Raw genomic sequence first — 20,272 nt, forward strand, 5'->3', positions numbered from 1 at the left:
TGCGCAAACAGAAGGAGGCAATCACAAGGATGATTGAAGTCAAACATCTGACGAAACATTACGGGGATAAAGTGGCTGTCAATGATATCAGCTTTACCGCAGAAGACGGTGAGATCCTCGGTCTGCTCGGTCCCAACGGTGCCGGGAAGTCAACGACCATGAATATGCTGACCGGTTATATCAGCTCAACCTCGGGACAGGCGCTGATCAACGGCGTGGACATTCTGGAAGAACCTATCAAGGCAAAGGCACAGATCGGCTATCTGCCGGAGCTGCCGCCCCTTTATCTGGATATGACTGTCATGGGTTATCTGAACTTTGTCTATGACCTGAAAAAGTGCAAACTGCCGCGGAAATCCCACTTGAAAGATGTGTGCAATCTTTGCAAGATCAGCGATGTTTCCAATCGGATCATCAAGCATCTGTCCAAGGGCTACCGTCAGCGTGTGGGTCTGGCACAGGCACTCATCGGCAATCCGCCCATCCTGATCCTGGACGAACCTACTGTAGGCCTTGACCCGAATCAGATCATCGAGATCCGTACCCTGGTGAAGAAGCTGGGAAAACGCCATACGGTTATTCTCTCTTCTCACATTCTGACGGAGATTCAGGAGGTCTGCGACCGTGTCGTGATCATCAATCATGGTCAGGTGGCGGCATATGATACCATTGACAACCTGTCGAAGTCCGTTTCCGGCAGTAATAAGCTGACGGTTCGGATCGGCGGCCCGAAAATTGATATTTTGCAGGCGATTCGTACCATCGACGGCGTACTGAAAGTACGTGCGGATATGGAGCGGGAGCCGGGCATGTTCGAATATGAAATTGTGGCAAAGCCTGATTCTGATATCCGTCCGGCACTGAACCAGATGGTACAGGAGCACGGCTGGGGTATCTATAAGATGGATCTGGGTGAAATGACGTTGGAGGATGTCTTCCTGAAGATCACTATGGGAGAAGGCGTGAAGCTGTCGTCTCCCAAAAAGGCGGCTGCGCCTGCATCGGCAGAGGAAACGCCTGTTGCACAGACAGAGCCTGCGGCGGCAGAACCGGTCAGCGAAACACCGGATGAACCCCGGACACCTCAGGCGGATACGGCTGAAACAACGGAAGGAGGCGAGGTATAATGGGGGCAATTTACAGACGTGAAATGGGCGCGTTCTTTACATCCAGCATTGCATATGTCTTTCTGGCAGTGTTCTACTTAGCGTCCGGTTACTTTTTCTTTGCTTCGTCCCTGGCTTCGGCAACAACGGATATGTCCGGTGTGTTCACCAGCCTTTTCCTGATCGTTGTTATTCTGATCCCGGTATTGACCATGCGGCTGTTCAGTGAGGAAAAGAAGCAGAAGACCGAACAGGGTCTGCTGACTTCGCCGGTATCCATCGGCGGCATTGTACTGGGCAAGTATTTTGCAGCACTGACCATGTATTCCATTGGTCTTGCCATTCTGTTCCTGTATGCGCTGATCCTGAGCTTTTTTGGAGCAGTTGCCTGGGGCATCGTGACTGCAAATATCCTGGCGCTGTTCTTGCTGGGTGCTGCCTTTATTTCTGTGACTCTGTTCATTTCGTCTCTGACGGAAAACCAGGTAGTTGCGGCGGTTCTGGGCATTATCGTATTGTTCGCACTGTACATGCTGGACGTAGTGGCGCAGTTTGCCGAAAATCTGCCCATCGTGCCCACAGTACTCAATGCCCTTTCGTTCTATACGAAGTATTATGATTTTACGGCGGGTCTGTTTGATCCGGCGAGTGTGCTGTTCTTTATCAGCACGGCGGTGATCTTCAACTTCTTTACCGTTCGTGTATTTGAGAAACGGCGCTGGAGCTGAGAGGAGGACAGATAGCATGAAAAATCAGGAAAAAAAGGCGGCAACGCCTATGTCAGAGGAAAAACGGCAGAACAAGCTCAAACGGCGGAAAAAACTGAAATACGGCAGTCTTGCAACAGCTGTGACAGTGATTTTTGTGGCAGTTGTGGTATTGGTGAACGTGGTCGTTTCATTGATCGGCAACCGGTTCCCCGATGCTGTTCTGGATCTTACCACTTCTAATGTCTATGATATCAGCGATGAAACGCTGGACTATATCCGTGATCTGGATCAGGATGTGGAAATTGCTGTTTCTTCCGATGAAAGTACCTTTCAGACAGATAAATATAACAAGATGATCGCAGAGACCATTTCCAAGTATCAAGGATATTCGGATCATATCTCTGTAACCTATTTCGATACCACCAAGGATCCGGACATTCTGGCGCAGTACCAGGAGCTGTACGGTGGAACAATCAATTCTGGAAAGCTTATCGTGACAAGCGGAAAACGCATTAAAGTTTACGACTGCTTTACAGATATGTTTGAACTGGATCAACAGAAGTATCAGTACTATCAGTACGGCATGGCTTCGCTGACAGACTGCATCACCGGATTCAAGGGTGAGCAGACTCTGACCTCTGCCATAATGAATGTAACGGATTCCAACCCCAAGGCAGTAGGCGTGATCTCTCTGTCCAACGGAGAGATGATCTACAGCCAGACACAGGCAAATTACTATGCTGTCAATGCTGCAAAATCCCTTCTAGATGACAACGGCTATGATGTCACCGAGTTGGACATTGTGGCGGATGCACTGGATAAAGAACAGTATGATATTCTGCTTCTCCCTGCACCGGCACAGGATCTGACCACAGACGCCATTGCGAAGCTCAAGGATTTCTTGTACAACGATGGCAATCTGGGAAAACAGCTGATCTATATTGCAGATTATTCCCAGTCCTCTACACCCAATCTGGATGCATTCCTGAAGGAGTGGAACGTACAGATCGACCGCAGTATTGTAAGAGATGAGGATAGCAGCAGTCAGACCGTTTCTACCTTGTCCGGCAGCGGTAAGGTGCCCATTGCAAATGTCACCGCCGATGAGGACGACAAGGGCTATGACGGCAATCTGAACAATACCAGCCTGCCGGTAGTGGCACCGCTGACACGTCCCATTGACGCACTGACGGCGAATAACGGACGTACCGTGACTTCTCTTCTGACAACGTCCGGCACATCTTATCGTTATCCGCTTTCGGATGTAAGCGATGATGCAGTGTCCGCAGATGATGTGGCAGAACAGCCCACTGAGGATGCAGCAGAGGCAGCAACTGAAGCCGCAGAGACAACCACTTCTTTCGACACAAGTGCAGCAGAACGGGGCGAAAATACAGTCATGGCATTGTGCCGTGACCAGCAGTCCACCGGCAGCGAATTCATCGAAAGTGATGTGATCGTGCTGGGCTCTATGTCACTGCTGGACTATAACCTGGTGCAGGATTCTGCATACAACAATGCGGAATACTTCATCGGTCTGCTGAATTCCGTCTGTGGCAAGGAGGACAGCATTGTTATTGCCGCAAAGGATCTGAGCCAGACTTCTATTTCTGCCACTGAGACACAGCTCAAGACCATTCGTACACTGGTTGTCTTTTTGATCCCGCTGGCAGTTGTTGTTGTGGGCGTGATCGTGGCAGTCCGCAGACGCTGGCGCTGACCTGGAAAGGATGATTTTGGATGCGTAAAAAGATGCTGGGAATTGTGGGCGGCGTGGTACTTGTTACCGCATTGGGCACTGCCGCATTTCTGCTGCTGAAAAGTCAGCCGGAAGAATCTTCTTCGGGGGATTCTTCAGAGGAGAGCAGTGCCGTTACGGTGACGCTCACAGAACAGGAGCCCAATGATGTCACTTCCATTGATGTGACAAATGCCACGGGCACCTTTGAAGTCGTGCGCACGGCGGAGGGCAATGGCACTAACAATGCGACTTTCGCCATAGCAGGGTGGGAAGAACTTCCCATGGAAACCGCGACCCTCTGGACGCTGCCCAACAATACCGCTTCTATGAGTACTACTGGTCTGGTGGAGGAAAACTGCACCGATCTGGCGAAATTCGGATTGGATGATAAGACAGCTGTGGCTGTGACACTGCACTTCGAGGATGGCAGCAGCTATTCCTTCCGGGTTGGAAATGCGGTTTCCGGCACGGAAAACACCTATTTTGCACCGGCAGATGAGAATACGGTTTATATCGTAAAGACATCTTTGGTGGCGAATTTCAGCAAGTCAGCAATAGATTTCCTTTCAAAAACCATGCTGGAAGAACCGGCAGAGGAGGATTATCCCATTGTCAATTCCCTGACTGTGGAGCGAAAGGACATGGACTATGTGCTGGAGCTGGACTATGATGAGACCTCTGAGGACGAGGAAAGCATGGGCGGCACTGTGGCAAGCCATGAGATGGTATCACCTGTCCCGGCTTATCTGAGCGTAGACCGATCCACACCAGTGGTTACCGGTATGTTTGGACTGACTGCTAAGAAAGTTGCAGTGCCGCTTCCGGAAGAATCGGATCTGAAAGAAACCGGTCTGACAGATCCCTTTGGCACTGCCACTATGGCGTGTGATGATGGAAACACCTATGTGCTGAAATTCGGCGAACGCTTTACAGAAACAGACGAAGAAACAGGCGAGCAGACGGCGTATTACTATGCATATCTGGATGGCGTAGATGCCATTTATCAGGTGGCAGAAGAGGATATGGTCTGGGCAACGGTAACACCCACGGACATTGCATCGAAGCTTGTGATCGGTACCTATGTATGGGATATCGGTGCACTGGATGTGCGGGTGAATGATGCAGAATTTCACTTTGCAGTCACAGGTACCGGCAAGGATGATGCTGTGGTGAAGCTGAACGGCGAAAGCACAGATTCTGAACGGTACCGCCAGTTTTATTCGTTCCTGCTGAATACAACAGCGGAGACTGTGGAACTGAATGGAACGCCGGAAGGGGAACCTCTTGCAGAAATCAACATGAAAACCCAGGACGGCAGTTTTTCACGGGATCTGTCGTTCTATGCCATTGACGATTTTACCTGCCTGATCACTGTAGACGGTGCGTCGGCATATACCTGCCGCATGTCCTATCTGGATACACTGCGCAGCAATATGGAGATCTATGACACAAGCGAAGACTTTACAACCAACTGGAGCTAAGTATCGGAAAAGCACATGAGGACATGTGCAGCATTTCGCAGATACTGCCGGAGAAAGGAAGGAACATCGATGAATCAGGAATTTTTTATGTATCGGGGTTATCCTTTGGTACGAAACGGAAACCAAATCTATTACGGTTACATGTCAGAACCATATGTCGTGATGATGCAGATCTCACATCAGCAGGAAACAGACGGCGGACTGATGGTTGCAGATAAGATAAAGGTCTATCAGATGTCCACAAAAGAGCCGAATCCTGTGAAAGCAATCGTAAAGACTTCCGATCGTCCGAATCTGTATGAAGCGGTTGATCTGGCGAATGTCTGGCTGAAACGTGCAGAAAAGGACGCCTCGGCACAGTAATAAAATAAGGGCACCTCTAAAAACCCGCTCACCCGTCATCTGCGGCGCATCTTTACACCATCTCCCCTTTCGAAAAAACTTGAAATACATCAAGTATTCCTGCGTTTTTTCGAAATGGAATCTGTCGCAAATCTGCACCACATCTGACGGATTCGGGGTTTTTAGAGATGCCCATAATTGAAGACTGCCCGGAGCCTGGAATCTTTCAGTGCTTCGGGCGTCTTTTTTTTGAATGAGGAATGTTGTTGCCTTATAAGCACAAGAATTTTGCAGCTTGTTTTTGCATCGCCGCAGGTGAGTAAACCATCCTTATTTTTCAATTGAAAGCATGTCCGTCCGCAAAAAGAATAAAATTTTTGATATATATTGTAAACGCCAGAATTATTTTTTGAATTAAAGGTTGACATTATTATGAATATTTGTTATAATAGGAACATCGAAAAAAGGATATTTCGATGAAAGGATGGTGCGTTATGCAAAAAAAGATGAGATGGACAGTGATTTTCTGCATTTCCGCACTGCTGCTGTCTGGCTGCGGCAGTGATTCTGATGAGATCCAGGTGAAAAGGGATAACAATTTTACATACAATGAGTCTTGGGAGGAAGAGGCGGCTTTTGATGTCGAAGCTGGAGTGTCTCCTGTTTCTGGGGAAAACTACAGCGAAATTCAGGAGAACACATTTCAGGCTACGGCAGAATCACCGGTGTCTACTTTCTCGGCAGATGTGGACACGGCATCCTATAGCAATCTCCGGCGAATGATCCAGTGGAGCTACTCCATTTCGGATATTCCGGCAGATGCGGTGCGCATTGAGGAATTGCTGAACTATTTTTCCTATGATTACAATCTGCCGGAGGATGATGCACCTTTCGGGGTAACTGTGACCGCCGGAGATTGCCCGTGGAATGGGGAACATCAGCTTGTGACCATCGGGCTGAAAAGCGAGGAGATCGACTTCTCCGAAGCAGAGCCCAGCAATCTGGTATTTCTGCTGGACGTGTCCGGTTCTATGCAGGATGACAACAAGCTGCCGCTGTTACAGCAGGCTTTTACGATGCTGTCGGACAATCTCACGGAAAAAGACCGCGTGTCCATTGTGACCTATGCGGGGGCAGATGCGGTCTTGCTGGAGGGATGTCCCGGCGATCAGAAAACGACCATTTCTGCCATGCTCAGTGATCTGGAGGCATCCGGCAGTACCAACGGCAGCGCCGGTATTGAAACAGCATATGCTCTGGCGGAGAAATACTTCATTGACGGCGGCAACAACCGGGTGATCCTTGCCACAGACGGGGATCTGAATGTTGGCGTCACTTCGGAGGAGGCGCTGTCCGAACTGATTTCCGAAAAGAAGGAATCCGGCATTTATCTGACCACCCTGGGCTTTGGCACAGGCAATTTGCAGGACAATAAGCTGGAGACACTGGCTGACGATGGAAACGGCGTGTATGCTTATATTGACAGCGTCACAGAAGCACGGAAAGTCCTGGTGGAGGAACTGGGTGCAAGTATGGTGACTGTGGCAGAAGATGTGAAGCTGCAGGTGACTTTTGAACCATCTCAGGTGGCGGAATACCGGCTCATCGGCTATGAAAACCGGATGCTTTCCCAGGAGGATTTCGATGATGATACCAAGGATGCCGGGGAAATCGGCGCAGGACATACGGTGACAGCAATGTATGAGGTGGTACTGACGGAACAGGCTATGGCGGAAGGCAATGATACGCCGTGGTTGACACTGGGTGTGCGGTATAAGGATCCGGGCAGCGATACAAGTAAGCTGCTGGAATATCCGGTGACGCAGCAGGCATATACGACTGATTCGGGCACTGATTTCCGGTTTGCGGCGTGCGTAGCAGAGTTTGGCATGGTAGTACGGAACAGTCCGTATTGCGGTGATGGAACGCTGGAGGAAGTGTCGGATACACTGGCACAGCTGGATCTGCAGGGAGATGCCTATAAAGAGGAATTCCGGGAACTTGTGGATCAGCTTCGGTGAGTTTCAAAAAACCTGCAAGATTTGTCGCATTTTCTCTTGACACGATTCCAATCATCCTTTATAATAATATTACTGAAAACCTTTCAGATAAAGGAGAATATTTCTATGGAAGTTTACCGTATTCATATGGGAAAGGCAAAATGCGCTGTCGATCTGGGAGACGGCAGCGAGCGTGGCGAGTATGTCAACCAGGATTACATTCTGGCAAAAATGGGACGCCCCCACCGCAGCATTAGTCTCATGTATTGCTATTATCCTCTGGATGAGGGGTGGCCGGGACGTGCCAGCGTGGTACACGCCAGCCCGGATGTCAGCTTTGCCTGGGATTTTCCCTATGACGACTATTTCACCTATAAGGGTGGTCTCGGCGGCAATACCGAGGGAGAACCTTTCAACTACATGCGTGAGATCCGTCAGCACGGTCAGGATGTCAGCCTGACCCTGACCATTGATCCTCATGTTTCGGACGAACATCTGGCAGCCATCGGTGAGGATCTGCGTCCTTTCGGACGGGTATTCCTGCGTATCAACCATGAGGCAACGGGCAACTGGTTCTCATTCAACAAGCGCTGCACCTATCAGGAAGTAGCGGACTTCTTTGTCCGTGCCAGCCGGATCATCAAGGAACACGCTCCCAATGTTCAGACCATTATCTGCATCGGCGGTATTGAGGATCTTTCCAAGGAAGAGATGGAAAAGGAAGCAGAGTTTGCACAGACTATTCCGGCAGCGGATATTTGGTCGGTGGACAAATATATGGCACTCCACTGGGGATGGCCCTATGATGTGGCAGAGCACGGCGGTACTACCCACAGCCGGGGTACCGTTGCCGATACATATGAAAAAACAAAGCGCAGCTTCGAACGGTTCCGCTACCTCAACGGCGGCGATGCAAAGCCTATGACGATGGCGGAATTCAATGCTGACGGCGATGTGACCGGGCCTTATGAACAGGCTGATATGGTACGGGAATTCTGCGACAGACTGGAGGCAGAACAGGCAGACTGGTTCAGTGCATTTACGTTCTACCAGTTCCGTGACCGTGGACGTCTTGGTCTGGAAATTGAAGACCCCAACAATCCGGATGTGGGTATTGCACAGCCGGTTCTGGATACGTATAAGGAGATCATTCAGCGTGACTGGTTCAAGCCGGAGATCACCAGACAGGATGGGGAAGTTACATTGCCCATTACCCTGCGCTGGAGCAATTCCGAGGATGCCGAGGGTCTGGCGATCCCGCTGCATTTCGAGAAAAACCCCACCTTCTGTGAGGTGATCTTCGAAGAAGAAAGCAACCTGATGCTGGAACTGAACGGCAAGTGGTTCTACAAGGCACCGGGTACAAAGACCGTAGACCTTATGGGTGCATTTTTCGAAAAGCCGCTGCAGGGGGCTGCGGATATGACATTGAAGATTTTTGCACCGCCGGCAACTGGTGAGAATGATCTGTCTGTAGAGGATGGCTTGTTCCATTGTGATACCGTACTGAATGAACTGCCGAAAATCCGGATCCGGTTCGAACCGGTTGAGAAGTGAGGGGTTTCAATCATTTTGACAGAAAATACCCTTGACAAAAACTTGTCAATCATGTATAATTTAAGTAACGATATTACAGCCGGAATTGTGAAAAGCCATCCGGAGAATAGGAGATAGAAACATGGGAATTTTTGACAAGGTAAATCAGGTCAGCCGCAGCGTATCGGAATCTTCCAAAAGCGCCGCTGAAACCAGCAATCTGAAGAAGAAGATCGCTTATGAAAAAGAGCGCATTCAGGAAGTCATGACCGAGATCGGCAGATTGTTTTATGAGAACCCCACTGGTGACCATAAAGCAGAGATAGAACTTTGTGCAGATATCGATGACAGAAAGCGTCGGATCGCCAGCATGCAGGGTGACCTGAGCCAGCTGAAAGGCATCCGCATCTGCGGTCAGTGCGGCGCACGGTTCGATGAAAAGTACACCTTTGGTTTCTGCGGAAACTGCGGCGCAAAGCTCAGCGAAGCAGATTAACGAGAACATATGGACAGCACAGCCTGTTGCGGGGTGTGCTGTTTTTGTGTCAGCCCGTCTCTGGTTCTGGTGCCAGACGGACGGAAAGGAGTTTTGAAAAATGCAGCCTGATCTTACATTTGATTGGAAAAGCGTACATGTTCCGGCATCGGAAGTCATGGGGCTTATGCGCAAACATCGTTTGGAACATCTGGAGATCCTGTTCCATTATGCAGAGGTATTATACCGTGTGGGCGTAAACCCGGACAATGCAAGGGAACCCTTCTATCTGGATGAGGATACTTATCCGTCTATGTTTGCATTTTGCAGTTCGGCTTGTATCGAAGGTGGTTTCCTGCTGCCGGATCTGCAGGAGCCGTTGGATGTGATCTCTGTAAACGGTGCAGACCCGGCACCCTATTTTGCATGAGGCAACACCGTACAAAGAGCGCCTGACGGTTTTGTGCGGTATTGCCTGAAAATTCAAGAAAGCGTAGGAAACTTGTATGGAAAAAAAGAAGAATAAATGGCTCTCTTTTTTTGTGGACGGCTTGCTGTCCGGTCTTATGATCGGTATCGGCGGCATCGTGAGTTTGTCCTGTGAAAACCGCTATATCGGCGCATTTCTGTTCTCTCTGGGACTGTTCTGCATCATCCATCTCCAGTATGGATTGTACACTGGAAAAGTGGGCTATATCCTGGACCGGGATCGTGCTTACCTGGGCGAGACCTTTTTCACACTGCTGGCGAATGCCGTGGGCGCAGGGCTGACTGCCGGACTGGTACATCTCACACGGTTCGCACGGGATGTTTCTGTGAATGGCATGGACGTGTCACTGATGGATCGTGCACAGGCAGCGATGGAGGCGAAGCTTTCGGACAGCCCTCTCAGTTCCTTTGTGCTGGCTTTTTTCTGCGGCATTATGATGTTCTCCGCTGTAGAAGGCTGCCGGCGCTGTACAGAGAAAAAGAACCATGTTGCCGGGCTGTTTGTGGTAGTTATGCCTATTATGGTGTTTATTCTGGCAGGATTTAATCACTGTGTCGCAGATATGTTCTACTATTTCCTGGCAGGATGTCCGAACCCCATTCGCGCACTGCTTTATTTCCCTATGGCAATTGCGGGAAACGCTTTCGGCGGCATTTGCATTCCGTTTCTGAAACGTTTCTCCAGAAATCCGCTTTAATTGAAAGGTAGAAACCGTACATGAGAGATCGTGTGCGGTTTTTTTGCTTGTTTTTTGTGATAAAATGTGTTATACTGGAAAAAGATGTGACTATGTGTTGCTGCAATTCTTCTGAATAATATCGAGGTGATATGATCTATGCTTTCCTTTATACTTGTGGGATGCGGCGGTGCCCTGGGTGCCATGCTGCGGTATGCCATCGGACTGATTCCCGTGCGCAGTACGTTCCCGGTTCTGACTCTGGTGATCAACTTTCTGGGTGCAGTTGCCATTGGTCTCATCGCCGAAGCGGCTTCGGCGCAGCAGTTGTCCCAGAAAAGCACTCTCTTCTGGAAAACCGGTGTTTGCGGCGGTTTTACCACATTTTCCACCTTCTCTCTGGAAGCGATGACTTTGTTCCAGGAAAGGCAGTGGCTATTGGGGAGCTTGTATGTGGTACTGAGTGTAGCAGGCTGTCTCTGCGGCGTACTGTTGGGAAAATTGATGCAGCACCGATTGTTCGCTTAACTACAAAATCAAAGAGGTGAGTCCATGTCCCGGCAAACGGAATGCCGCAGCCTGGTTCTCGGCGGCGAAACGATCTCCTATACACTGGAACGGAAAAAAGTCAAGAATATCAATATGCGGATGCATCCGGACACGGGACTTTCGGTGTCAGCGCCGCATCACGTGCCGCTGAAGCAGATCGAAGAAATTCTGCGGCAGCATGAGAAACGAATCCTGACAGTTTTGCACCAGTACGCCAATGCAGCGCAGGACAGCGTCCGGCAGTATCCCGAAACATATGTCACCGGGGAAACAGTGCTCTATCTCGGGAAAATTTACACCCTGGAAGTGGTGCGGGGCACACGGGAATGCGTGCAGCTCCAGGGAGACAAGCTGCTTCTGCTTGTCCGGGATCCCTCTGACGAGAAACACCGGAAAAAAGTGTTCGACACCTGGTGGAACAACTCCTGTGAAAAGGCAGTGCGCAATCTGTGCCGGGCGGTGTATCCTGTATTTGCTGCTCATGAGGTACATTTCCCGGAGATCCGTTTTCGTGCCATGGTTTCCCAGTGGGGAAACTGTCGCCCGCAGCGTGGGGTGCTGACATTTAACACCCGCCTCCTTGCTGCACCGGTGCGCTGTATGGAATATGTGGTGATCCATGAGTTCACCCATTTTCTCTTTCCGAACCATTCCAGGCAGTTTTATCAGTTCATTGAAGTCGAGCTGCCGGACTGGCGTCAGCTCCAGGAAATCCTGCAAAAAACAGTGGAAACAAGGCTCACTTCTAAAAAATAGCCTGAAATGGGGACAGATTATTGACAATATGGCTAAAAACAAAGCCGGCACTTTAGTGATAATTCATAGAAATGCGTCTGGAAAGGAAAAAACTGTTGATTTTTTTTGGAACATATGATAAAATAAATTTCGGGCAAATTGGGCTTGTTTGAAAAAACGATATGTTATCCAACAACCCTCAGGCAAATTTTTTAGGCGGCGCCGGAATCCGGAAGTGTCCGGGCGGCAGCTGCCGGGAACCTTGAAAGGAGTTTTCTTATGAAGAAATTGGGGATCGGTAAGCGTGCACTTGCATGTGTTGTCAGTGCTGCGACATTACTGACCGGAACCACTGCACTGTCTGCTTTGACACAGACCGCAGGACTGACAGCGTCTGCTGCATCCTACGATAACTATGCAAAGCTGCTGCAGTATTCCATGTATTTTTATGACGCAAACATGTGCGGTGACCAGGTAGGAGAGACTGGTCAGATGGAATGGCGTGATGATTGTCACACCGGAGATGAAGTGACTGGCGGTTTCCATGATGCTGGTGACCATGTGAAGTTTGGTCTCCCGGCAGGATACACAGCTTCCACACTGGGCTGGGGCTATTATGAATTCAAGGACAGCTATGACAGCCTGGGACAGACCGCGCATTTCAAGACGATTATGGATTATTTTGCAGACTTCTTTAAGAAGTCCACAAAACTCAGCGGTGATACCGTTACAAATTTCTGCTATCAGGTTGGTGACGGTACACAGGATCATGACTACTGGGGCGCACCGGAAGCACAGGAAGCTTCTCAGGGCGTTCGGAGTTCTTTGTGGACTTCCAGTGGTGCAAGTGATATCTCCGCAGAGTATGCAGCTGCACTGGCTGTAAATTATCTGAACTTCGGAAATGAAGAAGATCTGAAGTATGCAAAGGCACTGTATCAGTTCTCGAAAAAAAATAATCAGACCATGAGTGTACCGGAGTATGGCTCAGATGATTATGAGGATGATCAGGCATGGGCTGCAGGCTTCTTGTATCTGGCAACCAAGGATGCAAGCTATAAGAGTGACATGGATAACTATTTTGCAACTGGCAACCGTCAGTGGGGCGAAGTATACTATACACACTGCTGGAACAACGTTTCCCTGGGTGCTGCTGCTCTGTATGGTGAGATCACTGACAACTGGAAGTGGGCAAACTCTTATGTTTCCAAAAATTGCACCAATAAGGATCAGTTCCTTGCAATTCAGGAGTGGGGCAGTGCAAGACTGAATGTCGGACTTCAGCTGCCGGCTTTGGTTGTCTCAAAGCATACTTCCAACGATTATACGGACTGGTGCAAGGCACAGATGGGCATGATCTTGGGCAACAATTCTGCAAATGTCAACCTGATCGTAGGATTTGACAGCAATTCTGCAAAGAATCCGCACCACAGAGCTGCATCAGGCTACAACAGTTATAATGAGTTCAAGAATATTGATACTATTAGTGCTACCAACGGTCATGTTTTGGTAGGCGCTTTGGTAGGCGGCCCGAGAGGATCGGATTTCAGTACCTATGTGGATTCCGTCAACGATTATGTTACCAACGAGGTTGCAATTGACTACAACGCTGCACTGGTAGGCGCAGCTGCTGGTCTGTACGAAACCTATAAGACTGGTTCTGTAGATTCCTCTATCGAAGGCACAAAGGGCGGCGGCGTAGTGACTACTTCGGCAACAACTACTGCAACAACCCAAAAGACAACTACAACAACAGCATATTCTTCTACGAAAACTAGCGAGACAACAACAAACGGCGGAGCATCCGGCGGTTCTGAGGCATCCTTTACTGTTGGTACAGAGATCGGTACAGACGGTTCTGAGTATAAGTATGCTGAATTTTCTCCCAATGGCGCAAAGACCGCAACAGCATACTTTACTGTAAAATCAAGTGATACAGAAGCAAGCGGTTCCTTTGGTACCTGGACAGGCGAGTGGCTCCAGGAAGACTTCAAGGTTAATGTTGGCTCGAACGGCGAGTGCAGCGTAACCTATAGTGTTCCTTCTAATGTTGGTTCTACTGTGAAGTTTAGCGTTTACTGGCCGGGCGCAGATAGTGTGGAGATCACAAAGATCCTTCTGGACAACGGCACTTCTAACACTACTACAACGACCACCACAACAACCAAGCAGACCAACAATACAACAACGACAACAACTACTACTGTAACCTCTGGCAACATCGGTGACACAAACGCAAATATTACAACAGGCACAGAAACAGGCGATGATGGAAAAATCTACAAGTATGCCGAATTCGCTCCTAACGGTGCTAAGTCTGCAACAGCTTACTTTACTGTAAAGTCTGACGACACAGAGGCAAGCGGCTCCTTTGGTACCTGGACAGGCGAGTGGCTCCAGGAAGACTTTAAAGTCAATGTTGGCTCAAATGGTGAGTGCAGCGTGGACTATAATATTCCGTCCAATGTAGGTCAGACTGTAAAGTTCAGCGTTTACTGGCCGGGCGCAGACAACGTAGATATCACAAAGATTGTGCTTCACTCGTATAGCTCCGGTCAGAGCACGACAACTACAAACCAGCAGCCCAGCAGCAACGGCGTATATAACCTGGATCTGAATCAGGCTGTTGATTACAGCAAGCTCCCGGCTACTGACAAGATGATCGGTTGGGAATGGGCAGAGTTTGGTATTCCTGCAAATGAAAATATCACAAAGGTTGAAGTAAATATCAAGGCAAAGAGCGGCGAGATCGGCAAATGGCAGGGTGCCTTCGGTTCCTCTACCAGTGTAGATCCGGGTTATTGGACACAGACAGAGGATATGGAGAAGACCTTCAGCACAAAGTCTGGTACGATCACATGGGATGTTGATTCTGCAACATCTGCAATTATCCAGAAAGAATACGGTGGTATGCTGAAGTTCGGTATCTGGTGGATCGACTGCACACAGTTTACCATTGAGTCTATCACTGTATACACAGACGTAGCCGGCAATACCACAACAACTTCTACTGCTGCATCTACAACAACAACGACCAGCAAGACCACCACGGCTACAACTTCTAAGACTACGACTTCTACTACCAAGAATTCAACGACAACAACAAAGAACACAACTGCTTCTACACCGGCAAGCATTCCGGCACCGACGATTTATGGCGATGTTAATCTGGATGGAAAGATCGACATTTCTGACGCAGTTCTGCTGAACAAGGCTGCTGCCGGTGCAGTAACGCTGAATGGTCAGCAGTATGCAAATGCAAATGTCTGCACCGATGAAGGCGTTGGCGCAAGTGATGCAGTGACACTTCTGAAGTTCCTGGTATCTTTGGTGAAGTCTCTGCCGTCTGACTAATTATTTCGGGAGAATCTACCCATAAAAACGCAAAATGGACACGAGAGGCGGTTTACCTCTCGTGTCTTTTTTTACATTGCGGTAAATTTTTTGAAAACAGGTAAATTTTAGTTCGTCAAACTGTTCAAAAAACATGTAAAGTGTTTAGCAAATTTTACTGAATTTTGCGAATCCGCTTTACAAGAAAATGCAGGTGTGTTATAATAAATGAAACGAGAAGTATATGCTCTGTGATGGGATTGTTGCGCCTACGCAACGACATTGCGGCAGCATAGCATCCGGCATGTCCGGAAGAAAGAATCGTTGTATGCGGAACATGCGTACCCATGTTCTAACACAAAATCTCTAATTTTCAAGGAGGATACTTATGCTGAAGAAAAAACTCGGCAAGAAGGTCGCTGCCTTGGCTTCTGCTGCGGTTATGGCAGTTTCTGCTACCGCAACCGGTCTGACTGCGCTGTCTATGACAGCATTTGCAGGCCCGGAGCTGGGCGAAGGTACCTTCAACGAAGGCAAGGGATTGCCTTGGCACATCTGCGAAAGTGCTACCGCTGTCATGAAGTTTGACATCACCGATGGCATTTACGCAGTTCTGATCGAAAATCCCGGCGGTACAGGCAACGGCGGTGAAGACCGTTGGGACTGCCAGTTCCGTCACAGAGGTCTGACGATCGATGATGGTCATACCTATCGTCTGACTTATTCCGTAAATCCGTCTCAGAGCGGTCGTATTTACTCCAAGTTGGGTGATATGGCACAGGACGACAAGGAAACTTGGCACGGCAACGGTGAAAAGCTCTCCATGACATATGAGGAAGGTATTTCTCAGGATGAACTGGAAGCAAAGCTGAAAACTGCATCCAAGACCGGTGAAACGGTAGACTACGGTCAGGGCTGGGATAAGTGGAAGAGCGAGACAATTCCTGCAAACCAGTGGACAACAGTTGCATTCGAATTCCAGGCACAGGGTAGTTCTACAGGTACTGGTGAGTGGACATTCCACATGGGTGGTACTGGTAGATACACAGATCAGGAGTGCTTCCCGAAGGGAACCATCATTCGCTTTGATAACCTGGCGCTCATTGACATGACAGATGACAAATCTGACTATGACAGAAATGTAAAGGACTATGAGCCGACTGGCGTTGAAGTAAACCAGGTTGGTTACTATCCGAATGCAAAGAAGCAGGCTACTGTAGTTCTGGCAGACGATCCGGATCACACAAAAGCAAATAAGCCGGCTTCTGAGCCCCTCAGCTTTGAAATCAAGGATGCAAAGGGATCTACTGTTTATAGTGGTACAACCTCCGGTGAAGTCATTTATGATGAAGGCGGCTGGAACTGGAACCAGGTAGTTGATTTCACTGATTTCACTACAGAGGGTGATGGCTATAAGCTCTTTGTAAACGGCAAGGAGTCCAAAGCTTTCGATATCAATTCCAATCTGTTCGGTGCTGGTCATGTTTATGATGAGAGCATGCTGACTTATGCTGTAAACTACTTCTATCAGAACCGTTCTGGTGTTACCACAGAGGATGCTTACATTCCTTCTGGTCAGACCGTTGATACCAGCAAAAAGTCTCTGGGTCGTAAGGATGTTCACAACCCGGATACAGCTTATCTGGTAGATGAGTGGGTAATGCAGTATACTTCTCTGCCGTCCAAGGGTCAGTCCATCGACTGCACCGGTGGTTGGTATGACGCCGGTGACTACGGTAAGTATGTTGTAAACGGCGGTATCTCCCTGTGGACTCTGATGAACATGTATGAGAGATCCGCAATGGTTGGCAAGGCTGACAAGTGGAATGGTTCTGAACTCGTGAACATTCCTGCAAGCGATGGCGTAAACGAATCTGTTTCTGGTGCACCGAACATTCTGAATGAGTGCAAGGTTGAGCTGGACTTCTTCCTGAAGATGCAGCGCAGCGACGGCATGGTTTACCATAAGATGCACGACTACAAGTGGACCGGTCTGGCTGTTGCTCCGTATGATGATGACGGCAAGGAAGACGGTTCTAAGAGACCGATGCGTATTGTAAAGCCGGCAACTTATGCAGCTACTCTGAACTTTGCAGCATCCTGTGCACAGGGCGCTCGTCTGTTCGAACCGTATGATTCTGGCTATGCATCTACTCTGAAGTCTGCTGCAATCAAGGCTTATGACGCAGCTAAGACAAATTACAAGCCGTTCACTGACTGGACAACCAACAGCAATGGTAACGTTTCTGGCGATCTGTACTATGCTCCGCTGGATCAGAACAAGGGTGGCGGTCCGTACGGTGATACTGAAGTAAGTGACGAATTCTACTGGGCAGCTTGTGAGCTGTACATCACTACTGGCGACAAGACCTACTATGATGAACTGATGAAGTATGGTACTGGTGCTTATGGCGTAGATAACGGCAAGGCTCTGGATATTTCCACAACTCTGGTCGGCGGTGAAAACCAGGGTACATGCTCTCTGTTCACTTGGGGTACTCTGAACAGCGTTGGTTCTATTTCTCTGTATGTAAACTCTGCTTCTATGCAGGAGAAGGGCCTGCTGTCTTCTGCTGAAGTTGGCACCCTGAAGGATCAGGTTGTAAAGGCAGCTGACTATTTCCTGACTGTACAGGCTGAGTCTGCATATTCCACTCCGTATCGTGGTATGAACTACGATGCAGAAATTTGGAAGTATAACGCTTCTTCTGGTACTGGTTCTCTGGAGTCCAGAGAACTGGAAGGCGGTTATGAGTGGGGTTCCAACTCCATGGTAATCAACAATACTATGGCTATGGCTCTGGCTTATGACGAAACAAAGGATGTAAAGTACATCGATGGTGTTACTACTGCATTTGACTATCTGCTTGGCCGCAACCCGATCGAGCAGTCCTATGTAACTGGTTACGGTGAGCATTCTACACAGTATCCGCACCACAGATGGTGGTCTGGTCAGCTGAATGACACTGACTTCCCGTATGCACCGTATGGTGTTCTGTCCGGTGGTCCGAACTCCAACATGAATGACCCGATGGTTCAGGGTCGTGGCTTCAAGATCGGTTCTCTGGCTCCGATGAAGTGCTACCTGGATAACGTTGAGGCATGGTCTGTAAACGAAGTTACCATCAACTGGAACTCTCCGCTTTGCTGGGTTGTTTCCTTCATTGATGATGAAGCTCCGTACATCCAGCGTGACGGCGCTCAGACTACAAAGGCTACAACTACTACAAACGGTGATGAGACAACTACCACCGCTTCTACAGATGCATCTGGTGATGCTTCTTCCACCTCTAACAGCAATGCTACAACCGCTGGTTCTGTAGATCCGAGCAAGGTTCTGCTGGGCGACACCAACCTGGATGGTCGTGTAGACATTACTGACGCAGTTCTGCTGAACAAGAAGGTTGCCGGCGCTGTTACATTCAACGATCAGGCAAACAAGAATGCTGACTGCTTCGATCAGAACGGTGAGATCACTCAGGATGACGCGATTTCTCTGCTGAAGTTCCTGGTTCACCTGGTAACATCTCTCCCGGAACAGGCATAATTGATCTGAAATCCTTGTGATTTCCTGATATATGTGCGTGAAAACGCCGCAGCTCTTTCAGAAGGCTGCGGCGTTTTTGTGGCTTTTGTGGTTTTCCCGAAAAAAATCGAATTTATGCTTGACAAGCTGTATCAGATACAGTATAATAGAAAATAGAGCAATTTGCTCTGCGGTAATTTCATATACCTTATCAAGAGTGGTGGAGGAACAGGTCCTGTGAAGCCCGGCAACCGGTTGGCAGTTTTGCCAGAAACGGTGCTAATTCCTGCGGTATAACCGAGAGATGAGGGGTTTGTACAAAAAACACGGGCACCCGAATCGGGTGCCTTTTTTGATAGACCCGAAAGGAGTATTATTATGGCAAGAACGTTATTTACATCCGAGTCCGTCACTGAGGGACATCCGGATAAGATCTGCGACCAGATCTCTGACGCTGTGCTGGATGCGATTCTGACACAGGATTCGAAGGCACGTGTGGCGTGTGAAACAACAACAGCTACCGGCATGGTGCTGTGCATGGGTGAGATCACAACCACTGCAAAGGTGGACATTCCCCAGATTGCCCGGGACGTCATTGTGGATATCGGCTATGACCGTGCAAAATATGGCTTTGACGGTTATACTTGTTCGGTGCTGCTGGCAATGAACAAGCAATCCCCGGATATTGCAATGGGTGTGAATGATGCCATGGAGACCCGGGACGGCGAGACAAAGGAAACTGGTGCCGGCGACCAGGGTATGATGTTTGGCTATGCCTGCGACGAGACAAAGGAACTGATGCCTCTGGGAATTTCTCTGTCCCACAAGCTGTGCATGAAGCTGGCGGAACTGCGCAAGGATAATACCTTGCGTTATCTCCGACCGGATGGCAAGGCGCAGGTGACGGTGGAATACGATGGGGACAAGCCGGTGCGCATTGATACCGTGGTTATTTCCACCCAGCATGCACCAGATGTCAGCATTGAGACCATTCGCCGGGATATGATGATCTATGTCATTCCGGATGTGCTGCCGCAGGAACTATTGGACAAAGAGACGAAATATTTCATCAATCCTACCGGACGTTTTGTGGTAGGCGGTCCTCAGGGAGACAGCGGTCTGACCGGACGGAAGATCATTGTTGACACCTACGGTGGTATGGCAAGACACGGTGGCGGTGCATTCAGCGGCAAGGATCCGACAAAGGTAGATCGTTCCGGTGCTTATGCAGCTCGGTATATTGCAAAGAATATTGTGGCTGCCGGAATGGCAAAACGCTGCGAGGTACAGTTGGCATATGCCATCGGCGTGGCAAATCCGGTTTCTGTTCGGGTGGATACCTTTGGAACAGGTACAGTTTCGGAGGAAACATTGGCAAAAGTGATTCCTCAGGTGTTCCAGCTGACACCGGACGGTATTATTCAGATGCTGGATCTGCGCAAGCCGCAGTACCGGAAACTGGCGGCTTATGGCCATATGGGTCGTGAAGATCTGGGAGTGGCATGGGAGCGCCGGGATAAGGTGGACGCACTGAAACAGGCAGTTGCCGCAGCAGAATAATAGACTTCCTGG

15 protein-coding genes and 1 riboswitch are annotated in these 20,272 nt (G+C 49.1%); all 15 genes read left to right on the plus strand.

Going from position 1 to position 20,272, the window contains the following annotated elements; genetic code table 11:
- Positions 1–29: 29 nt before the first annotated feature.
- The 15 genes from Q0418_RS03515 to metK all read left to right on the plus strand — a co-directional run bounded on the left by Q0418_RS03515 (position 30) and on the right by metK (position 20,260).
- A complete protein-coding gene (locus Q0418_RS03515) occupies positions 30–1,127 on the plus strand; it encodes an ABC transporter ATP-binding protein (protein WP_298482270.1) in 1,098 nt (365 codons plus the stop codon).
- Positions 1,127–1,834, plus strand: coding sequence for an ABC transporter permease (locus Q0418_RS03520; RefSeq protein ID WP_298482272.1), 708 nt, complete (start codon positions 1,127–1,129; stop codon positions 1,832–1,834). The genes Q0418_RS03515 and Q0418_RS03520 overlap by 1 nt, the downstream gene beginning before the upstream one ends.
- Before the next feature lie 16 nt (positions 1,835–1,850).
- A complete protein-coding gene (locus Q0418_RS03525) occupies positions 1,851–3,536 on the plus strand; it encodes a GldG family protein (RefSeq protein ID WP_298482274.1) in 1,686 nt (561 codons plus the stop codon).
- 20 nt (positions 3,537–3,556) lie between these two features.
- Positions 3,557–5,038 (plus strand): DUF4340 domain-containing protein, encoded by a 1,482-nt coding sequence (locus Q0418_RS03530; protein WP_298482275.1) that lies wholly within the window; start codon positions 3,557–3,559, stop codon positions 5,036–5,038.
- Between the two features lie 69 nt (positions 5,039–5,107).
- Entirely contained in the window at positions 5,108–5,401 is a 294-nt protein-coding gene (locus tag Q0418_RS03535) for a hypothetical protein (protein WP_298482277.1), read from the plus strand.
- A 473-nt stretch (positions 5,402–5,874) separates the two neighbouring features.
- Positions 5,875–7,401, plus strand: a complete 1,527-nt coding sequence (locus tag Q0418_RS03540; protein ID WP_298482279.1) for a VWA domain-containing protein — start codon at positions 5,875–5,877, stop codon at positions 7,399–7,401.
- Positions 7,402–7,506: 105 nt separating this feature from the next.
- Positions 7,507–8,937 carry a hypothetical protein gene (locus Q0418_RS03545; protein ID WP_298482281.1) on the plus strand — a complete coding sequence of 477 codons (1,431 nt, stop codon included), beginning with the start codon at positions 7,507–7,509 and terminating at the stop codon, positions 8,935–8,937.
- 121 nt (positions 8,938–9,058) lie between these two features.
- A complete protein-coding gene (locus Q0418_RS03550) occupies positions 9,059–9,412 on the plus strand; it encodes a zinc ribbon domain-containing protein (protein WP_298482282.1) in 354 nt (117 codons plus the stop codon).
- 100 nt (positions 9,413–9,512) lie between these two features.
- Positions 9,513–9,821 carry a hypothetical protein gene (locus tag Q0418_RS03555; RefSeq protein ID WP_298482284.1) on the plus strand — a complete coding sequence of 103 codons (309 nt, stop codon included), beginning with the start codon at positions 9,513–9,515 and terminating at the stop codon, positions 9,819–9,821.
- Between the two features lie 76 nt (positions 9,822–9,897).
- A complete protein-coding gene (locus Q0418_RS03560; protein ID WP_298482285.1) occupies positions 9,898–10,578 on the plus strand; it encodes a formate/nitrite transporter family protein in 681 nt (226 codons plus the stop codon).
- 138 nt (positions 10,579–10,716) lie between these two features.
- A complete protein-coding gene (gene crcB, locus Q0418_RS03565) occupies positions 10,717–11,085 on the plus strand; it encodes a fluoride efflux transporter CrcB (protein ID WP_298482287.1) in 369 nt (122 codons plus the stop codon).
- 24 nt (positions 11,086–11,109) lie between these two features.
- Positions 11,110–11,862, plus strand: coding sequence for a M48 family metallopeptidase (locus Q0418_RS03570; protein WP_298482289.1), 753 nt, complete (start codon positions 11,110–11,112; stop codon positions 11,860–11,862).
- A gap of 258 nt (positions 11,863–12,120) precedes the next feature.
- Positions 12,121–15,195 carry a glycoside hydrolase family 9 protein gene (locus Q0418_RS03575; RefSeq protein ID WP_298482291.1) on the plus strand — a complete coding sequence of 1,025 codons (3,075 nt, stop codon included), beginning with the start codon at positions 12,121–12,123 and terminating at the stop codon, positions 15,193–15,195.
- Positions 15,196–15,562: 367 nt separating this feature from the next.
- Entirely contained in the window at positions 15,563–18,721 is a 3,159-nt protein-coding gene (locus Q0418_RS03580; RefSeq protein ID WP_298482293.1) for a glycoside hydrolase family 9 protein, read from the plus strand.
- Between the two features lie 184 nt (positions 18,722–18,905).
- Positions 18,906–19,011: riboswitch (SAM riboswitch) on the plus strand.
- A 67-nt stretch (positions 19,012–19,078) separates the two neighbouring features.
- Complete coding sequence (metK, locus tag Q0418_RS03585) at positions 19,079–20,260, plus strand: methionine adenosyltransferase (RefSeq protein WP_298482295.1); 1,182 nt, start codon at positions 19,079–19,081, stop codon at positions 20,258–20,260.
- Positions 20,261–20,272 lie beyond the last annotated feature (12 nt).

Source organism: uncultured Ruminococcus sp., assembly GCF_937915125.1.
In the GTDB taxonomy this organism is placed as follows: Bacteria; Bacillota; Clostridia; order Oscillospirales; family Ruminococcaceae; genus Ruminococcus_C.